Source organism: Pirellulales bacterium (assembly GCA_035939775.1).
Classification (GTDB): Bacteria; Planctomycetota; Planctomycetia; order Pirellulales; family DATAWG01; genus DASZFO01.
Window position 1 is genome coordinate 1 of sequence record DASZFO010000154.1, and the last position, 7,886, is coordinate 7,886.

At 61.0% G+C, this 7,886-nt stretch carries 8 protein-coding genes and 1 tRNA gene; all 9 read left to right on the forward strand.

Annotated elements, in window-relative coordinates:
• The first annotated feature begins 34 nt into the window (after positions 1 to 34).
• Complete coding sequence (gene tuf / locus VGY55_10075) at positions 35 to 1,234, forward strand: elongation factor Tu (GenBank protein ID HEV2970328.1); 1,200 nt, start codon at positions 35 to 37, stop codon at positions 1,232 to 1,234.
• 11 nt (positions 1,235 to 1,245) lie between these two features.
• Positions 1,246 to 1,321, forward strand: a tRNA-Trp gene (locus VGY55_10080).
• 257 nt (positions 1,322 to 1,578) lie between these two features.
• A complete protein-coding gene (gene secE / locus VGY55_10085; protein ID HEV2970329.1) occupies positions 1,579 to 1,986 on the forward strand; it encodes a preprotein translocase subunit SecE in 408 nt (135 codons plus the stop codon).
• A gap of 24 nt (positions 1,987 to 2,010) precedes the next feature.
• On the forward strand, positions 2,011 to 2,859 hold the full coding sequence (gene nusG / locus VGY55_10090) for a transcription termination/antitermination protein NusG (protein ID HEV2970330.1): 849 nt from the start codon (positions 2,011 to 2,013) through the stop codon (positions 2,857 to 2,859).
• Positions 2,860 to 2,876: 17 nt separating this feature from the next.
• Positions 2,877 to 3,302, forward strand: coding sequence for a 50S ribosomal protein L11 (gene rplK, locus VGY55_10095; protein HEV2970331.1), 426 nt, complete (start codon positions 2,877 to 2,879; stop codon positions 3,300 to 3,302).
• Between the two features lie 64 nt (positions 3,303 to 3,366).
• Complete coding sequence (rplA, locus tag VGY55_10100) at positions 3,367 to 4,050, forward strand: 50S ribosomal protein L1 (GenBank protein HEV2970332.1); 684 nt, start codon at positions 3,367 to 3,369, stop codon at positions 4,048 to 4,050.
• Between the two features lie 67 nt (positions 4,051 to 4,117).
• Positions 4,118 to 4,690, forward strand: a complete 573-nt coding sequence (gene rplJ, locus VGY55_10105) for a 50S ribosomal protein L10 (GenBank protein ID HEV2970333.1) — start codon at positions 4,118 to 4,120, stop codon at positions 4,688 to 4,690.
• Positions 4,691 to 4,904: 214 nt separating this feature from the next.
• Entirely contained in the window at positions 4,905 to 5,318 is a 414-nt protein-coding gene (gene rplL / locus VGY55_10110) for a 50S ribosomal protein L7/L12 (GenBank protein HEV2970334.1), read from the forward strand.
• A gap of 293 nt (positions 5,319 to 5,611) precedes the next feature.
• The coding region (rpoB, locus tag VGY55_10115) for a DNA-directed RNA polymerase subunit beta (GenBank protein ID HEV2970335.1) at positions 5,612 to 7,886 on the forward strand (2,275 nt) is incomplete at its 3' end.

A 7,886-nucleotide genomic window follows, 5' to 3' on the forward strand; every position in this document is an offset into this window, starting at 1 on the left:
CCTTTCGCCAATTTGAGAAACGCAGGGAGATAGAATGGCCAAAGACGTTTTCACCCGAACCAAACCACACGTCAATGTCGGCACGATCGGCCACATCGACCACGGCAAGACCACGCTCACCGGCGCTCTTTTGGCCGTTCAATCGGCTAAAGGCTTGGCTAGTTTCAAGAGCTACGCCGATATCGCCAAGGGGGGCACCGTCCGCGACGAAACCAAAACGGTCACCATTGCGGTCAGTCACGTCGAGTACGAGACGCAGAAGCGCCACTACGCCCATATCGACTGTCCGGGGCACGCCGACTTCATCAAGAACATGATCACCGGCGCCGCTCAGATGGACGGCGGGATCCTCGTGGTCTCGGCGGCCGACGGCCCGATGCCGCAAACCCGTGAGCACATTTTGCTGGCGCGTCAAGTCGGGGTGCCGGCCCTGTGCGTGTTTTTGAACAAGATCGACCTCGTCGACGACCCCGAGTTGCTCGAGCTGGTCGAGTTGGAATTGCGCGAACTGCTCACGCACTATGGCTTTCCCGGCGACGAGATTCCCATCGTTCGCGGCTCGGCGAAGGGAGCTTACGACGCGCCCAAGGATCCGAAGACGATCAAGTGCATCGAGGAGTTGCTGGATGCCGTCGATAGCTATATTCCCGAGCCGGTGCGCGAGGTGGACAAGCCGTTCTTGATGGCCGTCGAGGACGTGTTCTCGATCGAAGGCCGCGGCACGGTCGCGACGGGTCGGATCGAGCGCGGCATTGTCAAGGTGGGAGACGACGTGGAAATCATCGGACTCTCCGAAAAGCCCCGCAAGGTGGTTTGCACGGGAGTCGAGATGTTCAACAAGACCCTCGATCAAGGACAAGCGGGCGACAATGTCGGCTGCCTGTTGCGCGGCATCAAGCGTGAAGAAATCGAGCGCGGCCAGGTGTTGGCCAAACCCGGCTCGATCACGCCGCACACCAAGTTCGAGGCCGAGGTCTACGTGTTGTCGAAGGAAGAAGGAGGGCGGCACACGCCGTTCTTCAGCGGCTATCGGCCGCAGTTTTACTTCCGCACGACCGATGTGACCGGCACGGCCAACCTGATGGGAGACGCCGAGATGTGCATGCCGGGGGACAACGCCCGGATCAGCGTCGAACTCCAGACTCCCATCGCGATGGACGACGGAGTGCGGTTCGCCATTCGTGAGGGGGGCCGAACGGTCGGCTCGGGCGTGGTGACGAAGATTCACGCCTGACAAGCTTATGAAGGGGTGTAGCTCAATTGGCAGAGCGCTGGTCTCCAAAACCAGAGGTTGCGAGTTCAATTCCCGCCGCCCCTGCCAGTTACCGCCACGACCCGTGCGAGGTTGTCCGCAGCACCGCGGTCGTCATTGCCGCGGCGGACAGACTCGCCGGTCGTCGTGGCCCGGCCGCGCCGGGGTGCGCGGGGAAGAGTGCGATCGCGAATCGTGCCGAGCCGACCGGGCATGAAGCCGGCCGATTGTCGGATTGCGGCTGACTGTTGGTCGAAAGGAATGGTATGACCACCAAGCGGATGACGGAAAGCATTCCAGGCGAAAGAAAGAAAAGAGAGGTCTCGTTGAACGGATTCTGGCGAGACATGTTTCGGCTCGGCTTGTACAAGCGAAACCAAGGACGGATCACTCGGCAGGTGACGTTTGCGGCGCTGGCTTTGGTGGCCTTGTTGGGCTCGTGGCGGATCAGTGAATCGCTCGGCGGAACCGCGTATGTTCGGTACGGAATCCCCGCGCTCCTGGCCGCGGTCGGGCTGTGGTTGTGTTTTCGGCTGGTCAACATGCCTCGGTTCGCCGATTTTTTGATCGCGGTCGAGGCCGAAATGAGCAAGGTGTCCTGGCCGACACGGAAGGAGCTGTTTCGGGGATCGATCGTGGTCATTGTGACGATTGTGGTTTTGGCCACGGTGCTGGTACTGTTCGATTTGCTGTGGCAGTCGCTGCTCCGGTTGTTGGGAGTGGGCGTCGGCTAATTGAGCGGCAAGGCAAAGGCGGTTGTGTCGCGCAGATCTCAAGGGGGCAATGTGATCGACGAGGTAGACAACGTGGCGGGGCAACCGCAGCCGGAAGCGACATTGCCGCCGGACGGCGCTGAATCCCATGCGGACCGCGCTCCTCACGCCGCGCATGAACACGCTGCGCCTGAACATGTTGCGCACCAGCAGGCCAGGAGCGAAGATGCGCACGAGTCGGCGCGTGAACCTGCTGCCGAAGTGGCGCCAGTCGTCGAACATCAACCCAAGAGTGAGCCCGTCGGCGCTTCGGCCCCCAACGGCCGACTCTCCTCGGACGAGTCCGCCGCGGAGGAAGAGATTCGAAAGGAGTGGTACATCCTCAAGGTGCAGAGCAACCGCGAGGAATCGATCAAAGAAGGGCTGATGCGCCGCGTCAGGGCTGCCGGACTCGATCGCTATTTTGGCGAGTGCATCGTGCCGACCGAAATGGTCTCCGAGTTCAAAGGGGGCAAGAAGCGAGTCACGAAGCGGAAGCTCTATCCCGGCTATCTGGTCGTCCACATGGCGATCAACGACGACACGTGGTACCTCGTTCGCGAGACGACGGGAATCGGCGATTTCACCGGGTCGGTGGGTCGGCCGACTCCGATGCTCGCGCACGACGTCCAAAAAATCCTGTCCAAGACGGAAGAGAAGACCGACGAGGCCCCGAAGCTCAAGATCAGCTTCAAGAAGGGGGACCGCGTCAAGATTAACGAAGGGACCTTCGAGAATTTCGAGGGTGACGTGGACGCGATCGACGAGGCGAACGGCCGCGTCATCGTGATGATCAACATTTTCGGCCGCTCCACCCCGGTCGAGTTGGAATACTGGCAAATCGAAGCGCTTTAGTACAATTCAGAATCGTCATGGCAAAACAACTGGTAGGGCAAGCGAAGTTCCAGGTTCCCGGCGGACAGGCCACTCCGGCGCCTCCGGTGGGCACTTCGCTGGGCAAGTTTGGCATCAACCTCGGACAGTTCGTTCAACAGTTCAACGAACGAACGCGCGAAGCCGGCGGCATGCCGATTCCGGTAGTGGTCAACGTGTATAACGACCGGACATTCGACTTCGTCACCAAGAGTCCGCCGGCGGCGGCGCTATTGAAGCAAGCGGCCGGAATCGCCAAAGGTTCCGGCGTGCCGAACAAGGACAAGGTCGGCAAGGTGACGCAGGCCCAGGTCGCCGACATCGTGAAAATGAAGATGGCCGACCTGAACGCCCGCGATGTGGAGCACGCCAAACGCATGGTCGAAGGTACCGCCCGCAGCATGGGACTGACAGTAGAAGGATAATCCAGGCCCGAACGAATCGCCGCCGCCCGCACTATTCAATTCACTGATTCTTCCGACGTGATCTATGGCTCAGCAAACCAAGCGTTTCAAAGCGATGGCCCAGAAGTGCCCGCCCGAGAAGTCGACCTTGCCCGTCGAACAGGCGGTGGCCGTCCTCAAGCAGTTCAACACGACCAAATTCGACCAATCGGTCGAGATCGCGATCCGCTTGGGGATCGACGCCAAACAGGCCGATCAGCTTGTGCGCGGTTCGATCGTGCTGCCGCACGGCATCGGCAAGTCGAAGCGGGTCGTCGTGTTTGCCAAGGGTGACCAGGCCGAGGCCGCAAAGGCGGCCGGCGCCGACGAGATCGGGGCCGACGAGCTGGCCAAGAAAATCAAGGAGGGCTGGACCGACTTCGATGCTTGCATCGCCGCCCCGGACATGATGGGGCTGGTTGGGCCGCTGGGCAAAGTGCTCGGCCCGCGGGGGCTGATGCCGTCGCCGCGTGCGGGGACAGTCACGCCCGACGTGGCCAAGACGGTCCGCGAGTACAAGGCCGGCAAGGTCGAATTTCGCAACGATGCCGGCGGCAACCTGCACGCCGTCGTGGGCAAGCTGAGCTTCGACGATAAAAAGCTGGCCGAGAACATTCAGGCTTTCATCCAGCACGTGCATTCGATCAAGCCCAACAGCGTCAAGGGACAATACATCAAGGGGATCACGGTGAGTGCCACGATGAGCCCGGGCATCCACATCGCCGCCTAACCGCAGTCACTAAACCAGAATCACGAATCGTGGTGCCGCGACCCGTCAGGGAAGCGTGTCCGAAGTCATGAGCAAGCTCGTAAAAAACCTCGTCGCCGATGATCTGAAGAAGCAGCTTTCCGGCGTCAGCGACGCCCTGCTGGTGAACGTTGTCGGACTCGATGCGATCCGCGCCACGAAGCTCCGCAAGGAATTGCGGGCGAAAAACATCAAGCTCGAGGTGGTCAAGAACAGCATGGCCCGGCGAGCGACCGAGGGAACTCCGCTGGCCGCGGCGTTTCAAGGCGTGGAAGGCACCTTGGCGATCGTCTGGGGGGCCAGCGACATCGTTTCGCTCGCGAAAGAGATTACTCGGCTGGCCGGATTGAAGGAGTACGAAAAGTTCGCCGCCCGTGGAGGGGCGATGGACGGGGCGAAGCTCACGGCCGCGGAGGTCAAGAATGTGAGCACTTGGCCGAGCCGCGAGGAGCAATTGAGTCTGCTTGTCGGGCAGATTCTCGCTCCGGGGGCAGCACTTGCCAGCCAACTGACGGCGATCGGCGGGGCGGTGGCCAGTCAGATCAAGCAACGAACCGAGGATTTGCAGAAGAGCGCGCCGGCGGGCGATTCGCCGCCGCCAGCGGAACCCGCCGCCGGTTGAGAAGCGATTTAGTAGACCGAGACCAGTCAACCGAGGTAAGAAATCTGAGATTTGCGATTCCGACCGATTCCGCCAGGGCTTGCCCTTGAGGCGATAATTCGAAATCGCGAATCTCCACGAGGACACACGTTTTTTCACGACCCGTTCCGATTCGTGCCGCGTCGGCTTGATCGATTTGCCCGCGGCGCCCAGTGAGAAAGGATGATGGACGACGATGGCCACCGCAGAAGCCACCCGCGAATACTCTCCCAGCGCCAAGGATTTGGGAGACAAGATTGTTGAGCTTACGCTCAAGGAAGCCAAGGAACTGAGCGATTACCTGGAAAACGTTCATGGCATCAAGCCGGCCGCCGGCGGCGCCGTGATGATGGCCGGGCCGGTCGGCGGCGGTGGCGCAGCCCCCGTGGCCGAGGCTAAGACCGAATTCGACGTCATCTTGGAAGGATTCGGCGACAAGAAGATCGGCGTGATCAAAGTTGTCCGCGCCGCGACGAGCCTGGGCCTGAAGGAGGCCAAGGATTTGGTCGAGGGCGTTCCCAGCAAGGTCAAGGAGGGGATCTCGAAGGAAGACGCTGACAAGCTCAAGAAGGAGTTGGAAGAAGCCGGAGCAACGGTTTCGATCAAGTAGGGAAAAAGGTGTCAGGAACCTTTTTATCCCGAGGCAGTCCCTACTAGAGCAGTTACGGAAAAAGGGTTCCTGACACCTTTTTCAGGCAGCTTTCCTTACCCGCAGCTTCTTTAACCGCCGCGCCGCCGCCCATGATTCCCGCAGGGGCGCGGCCTGGTTGACAGGCGCTTGCTTCCACAAGTCAAGCCAGCGATGGGCCGGTTTTTCTCGAGCGTTTCGTGGTGCGCTCGTTTCGACGCGCGCGATCGCCACCGCCAAATCGTCCGCACTTTAGCTTAGGAGCGATAGAGCATATGGCCACTACGGCAGAACGACGCCTTCGACCCAAGGAAGTCCGCCGCTTCGGCAGCCTCCGCGCGCCGCACCACATCCCCGATCTCACCCAGATCCAAACCCGCAGCTACGAGACCTTCCTGCAATACGACATTCCGTCGCCGAAGCGGAAAGATCATGGAATCGAGGGAGTCCTCCGCGAAATCTTTCCGATCGAAAGCTACGACAAGAACCTCAAGCTGGAATACATCCGCTATGAGTTGGGCAAGCCGCGCTACGAACCGCACGAATGCCGGCAGCTTCGGCTGACCTATGGCAGGCCGTTCCGCGTCTGGCTCCGCCTGACGAAGGAAGAGCCGGTTGAGGAAGAGGTCTATCTGGGCGACATGCCGATCATGCTCGGCGGTGGTGAATTCATCATCAACGGCGCCGAGCGCGTCGTCGTCAGCCAATTGCACCGCAGCCCGGGCATCGACTTCGTCGCCGAAATGGACGCCGGCGATCGCAAGCTCCATAGCTGCCGCATCATCCCCGAGCGCGGAAGCTGGATCGAGCTGAACATCTCGAAGAAAGACACGCTCACGGTCCGTATCGATCAGAGCGGCAAGTTCTCCGCGATGACGCTGTTGCGGGCGATGGACCCGAAATACAGCCTCGACGCCGATCTGCTTCGGGTGTTCTATCCCGTGGCGAGCGAAAAGGTCGTCGATGGCCGCAGCGTCGGCAAGATCGAGGGGAAGATCGCCGTGGAAGACATCGTCTATCCGGCCAACAGCGCGAAGGCCGGCGAGGTGATCGTCGAGTCGGGGCAAAAGATCACGAAAAACGTCGCCGAGGTGATTTGCACCTCCGGCTTGACCTCGGTCGAAGTGATGCCGGATGTGAAGGTCCCGCTGATCCTCAATAGCCTCTCGGAAGACGCCACCTCGAGCCACGAAGAAGCTCTGTTGCGAATTTACCAGCGGCTGCGTCCCGGAAACCCGCCGCAGTTGGAGAAAGCCCGTGCGCTGTTCCATGAAAAGTTCTTCGATACGAATCGCTACCGGCTGGGGCGGGTCGGGCGGTTCCGCATCAGCCGCAAGTTGAAGCTCGATCTGCCCGAGAGCGAAATGACGCTTCGCCCGGAAGACCTGATCGCGGCGATCCGATACTTGCTGGCGCTGACGGGGGGTGAACCGGGCGCGGAGGTCGACGACATCGACCACCTCGGCAACCGCCGCTTGCGAACGATCGACGAGCTGGCCTGCGACGAGCTGCGGAAGGGCTTTCTCAAACTCCGCCGCACCGTTCAGGAACGGATGAGCCTGAAGGATGTGGCCGACATGACTCCGCGGAGCCTCATCAATCCGAAGAGCGTTTCGGCGGCGATCGAGTATTTCTTCGGCCGCGGCGAACTCTCGCAAGTGGTCGATCAGACCAACCCGCTCTCGATGCTCACGCACGAGCGGCGGCTTTCGGCGTTGGGACCGGGGGGCTTGAACCGTAAGCGAGCCGGCTTCGAAGTCCGCGACGTCCATATCTCGCACTATGGCCGCATCTGTCCGATCGAGACGCCGGAAGGCACGAACATCGGGCTGATCTCGAGCCTGGGGATCTACGCCGGCGTCGACGAATATGGCTTCCTGATCACGCCTTATCGCAAGGTGCACAAAGGTAAGTTGATCGACGAAGTGGTTTGGCTGCGCGCCGATCAGGAAAGCGAGGCCTATGTCGCCCCGGCCGACGCTCCCGTGGTGAACGGCCATATTCATGGCGACACGATCATCGCCCGGTTCCATTCCGATTTCGAGCTGGTGACGGTGGACAAGATTCAATACATCGATGTGGCGCCGAGCCAGATGGTCGGCGTCTCCGCGGGTTTGATCCCGTTCCTCGAGCATGACGACGCCAACCGCGCGCTGATGGGTTCCAACATGCAGCGCCAAGCGGTGCCGCTGTTGGTCACGGAGCCGCCGATCGTCGCGACCGGAATGGAGCGCGACGTGGCCCAGAACTCGGGCATGCTCGTTCGCGCCGCCCGCAAGGGAACCGTCAGCTACGTTGACGCCAATCGCATCGAGGCCGGCGGCGACGTTTACAACCTGCGCAAGTTCGTCGGGCTCAACGAACGAACCTGCCAGAACCAGCGCCCAATCGTCACGGTTGGCCAAAAGGTAGAAAAGGGCGAGGTCATCGCCGACGGCGCCGCCACTTATCGCGGCGAGCTGGCCCTGGGCCGCAATGTGCTGGTCGGCTTCATGGCCTGGGACGGCTTCAATTTTGAAGACGCGATCATCATCAGCGAGGAGCTGGTGC

Excerpts from the sequence above, each read along its gene's own strand:
- rplJ (HEV2970333.1), top strand. The coding sequence starts at position 4,118 with ATGAGCAAGCTCGTAAAAAACCTCGTCGCCGATGATCTGAAGAAGCAG.
- tuf (HEV2970328.1), top strand. The coding sequence starts at position 35 with ATGGCCAAAGACGTTTTCACCCGAACCAAACCACACGTCAATGTCGGC.
- rplA (HEV2970332.1), top strand. The coding sequence starts at position 3,367 with ATGGCTCAGCAAACCAAGCGTTTCAAAGCGATGGCCCAGAAGTGCCCG.
- rplK (HEV2970331.1), top strand. The coding sequence starts at position 2,877 with ATGGCAAAACAACTGGTAGGGCAAGCGAAGTTCCAGGTTCCCGGCGGA.
- rplL (HEV2970334.1), top strand. The coding sequence starts at position 4,905 with ATGGCCACCGCAGAAGCCACCCGCGAATACTCTCCCAGCGCCAAGGAT.